The following is a 2,029-nucleotide window of genomic DNA, read 5'->3' as shown; positions in this document are numbered from 1 at the left end:
GAGTATGTCGTCGCCTTTCTTTGAAGAATCCTCATCATTCATTTGATGGGGATTTTTTGCGTTGTTATTTTTTTGGTGTACCAAGAAGTTTTTTTTTGTTTAATTGGTTGATTGTAATTTGTTTATAATATTGTTAATTATATATTAAAATTTTATTTGCTTAACCGAAATAAAACGATACTTTTAATATTTTAATTAATTAAATTTATTTCGTCAATTATATTAACACCAAAATTTATTCTATGAAAAATAAATTACTTTTATTTTTATTGTTTTTTTCGTTTTTAGCAAATAAAGTTAATGCCAATAATTTCGAACAAACTTCAAATAATTCTAAAATAAATTTGCAGTTGGCTGTTAGTTTAATGGATACTATTAAAAAAACGAACAAAACATTAAAATCTGCAAAATCTACAGCGATAATACCAACCCCATTGACAACTGCAGGAAGTGCTTGTAAAGAAGAGGCTGACTTGACAGTAAAAGTGTTTATGGCCGCATCTGGTGGTAGCGGCGATATTATTGAATGGTTTTCAAGTCAAACTTCTAATACTATTTTGCATACAGGATCTATTTATAGTCCTAGTGTCAGCCAAACTACAACTTATTACGTTAGAACACATGCAGGTGCTGATTTTAGTAATAGAGTGCCCGTAGTTGCTTCGGTTTATTCCTATCCTCCAGCAGTTACTTTGAAAGCTTTTCCAAATGATGCAGTCATATGTGAAGGAACGCCAATAGAATTTACTGCATCTGGTGGCGGTGATTTTTTTGAATTTTCAGTTGATGGCATTGTTAAGCAAGGAATGTCAGCAAATAGGATATTTACAACTAATGCACTGAAAAAAGGGCAAATAGTTAGCGTTAGGACGAGATATGGTGTTAATTTTGATGGATTGGCCACCGAAACGGCCTATGGGAAAGGTGCTTTGGAAGATAATGTTTTGTCAGCTCCTTTATCTTTGAATGCATTAGGCGGTTATATTAATTCTATTAAAATTAGTCCAACCGAAGATAAGTTAGTTTTTGGTATTGCAGGAAAATTAGATAACAATAGAAGCATGTTGTTGTTTCTGGATACAAAGCCCGGAGGTTTTAATTTGTCAAATTATGGAGATGAAGCAAATATTATTCCCTCTGTAAAAGGATTCAATTATTTTAATAATAATCCAAGTACTTTTGACTCGTATTTTCAAGCGGATTATTGTCTTGCGATTTCAACAGATAATGGTGGAACAAATTATTTCGCAGATATTATTGAATTAAAAACTGGGAATTCTACTAAGACTAGATTAGGAAATGCCTCAACAGGATTCCCTAGTTCTGTAATGGGGGTTAATAATGGTAATTCAGGAATTGGAGATTATAATCTAGGCTTTGAAGTAGAAGTGTTGAAATCATTAATAGGTTATACAGTTGGGGACATTAAGTTTTTTACCTTGACTATGCAAGATGATAGTGAACTTAATTATAATGTTACAAATTCCTTTTTAAGCCCTGAATTAAGCAGTTCGCTTGATTATGGGAGTAGTGCTATGGATTATAATGTCAAAGACCCGAATCCAGTTGTTGTTTCAGCAGATGCTTTGATTCCTTGCTACAAAGAAGCTAGTATTTTAATCAATTTAGATGAAAAACCGACAACGGCAACTGTGGGTGCTGATCAATATAATTGTTCACTAAGTAGTACTTCGCTTAATGGTAATAGTCCTACGGTAGGTTCTGGTAAATGGACATTAAAATCGGGACCAGGGTTAGTGAATTTTAGTAATGTAATTAGCGGGGTATCCACTGCGTCTGTAGATGTAGAAGGTATTTATGTTTTTACATGGAGTATTTCAAATGGTGTTTGTCCGCCATCTACGGCCGATATAAAGGTGGAATTTCATGTTCCTCTATTAACACCAACTGCAAGTAATCAAACGGTATGTGCCTCATTACCAATTCAAACATTAACGGCTATGGCTTCGGCTCAAGCAGGAGAAACAGTGGTATGGTATGATGCAGCTACTGGAGGAAACGTAGTTTC

Annotated in this window: 1 protein-coding gene; it reads left to right on the top strand. The window is 33.8% G+C overall.

What is annotated here, in order from left to right; translation table 11 throughout:
- Positions 1–242: 242 nt before the first annotated feature.
- Positions 243–2,029 (top strand): immunoglobulin domain-containing protein (locus BUC23_RS17135; RefSeq protein ID WP_139259989.1); only part of this gene is annotated, 1,787 nt, incomplete at its 3' end.

The organism is Flavobacterium xinjiangense, from assembly GCF_900142885.1.
Taxonomy (GTDB): domain Bacteria; phylum Bacteroidota; class Bacteroidia; order Flavobacteriales; family Flavobacteriaceae; genus Flavobacterium; species Flavobacterium xinjiangense.
Note: the sequence above shows the minus strand (reverse complement) of the source record. Positions and strands in the feature narration are given on the sequence as shown.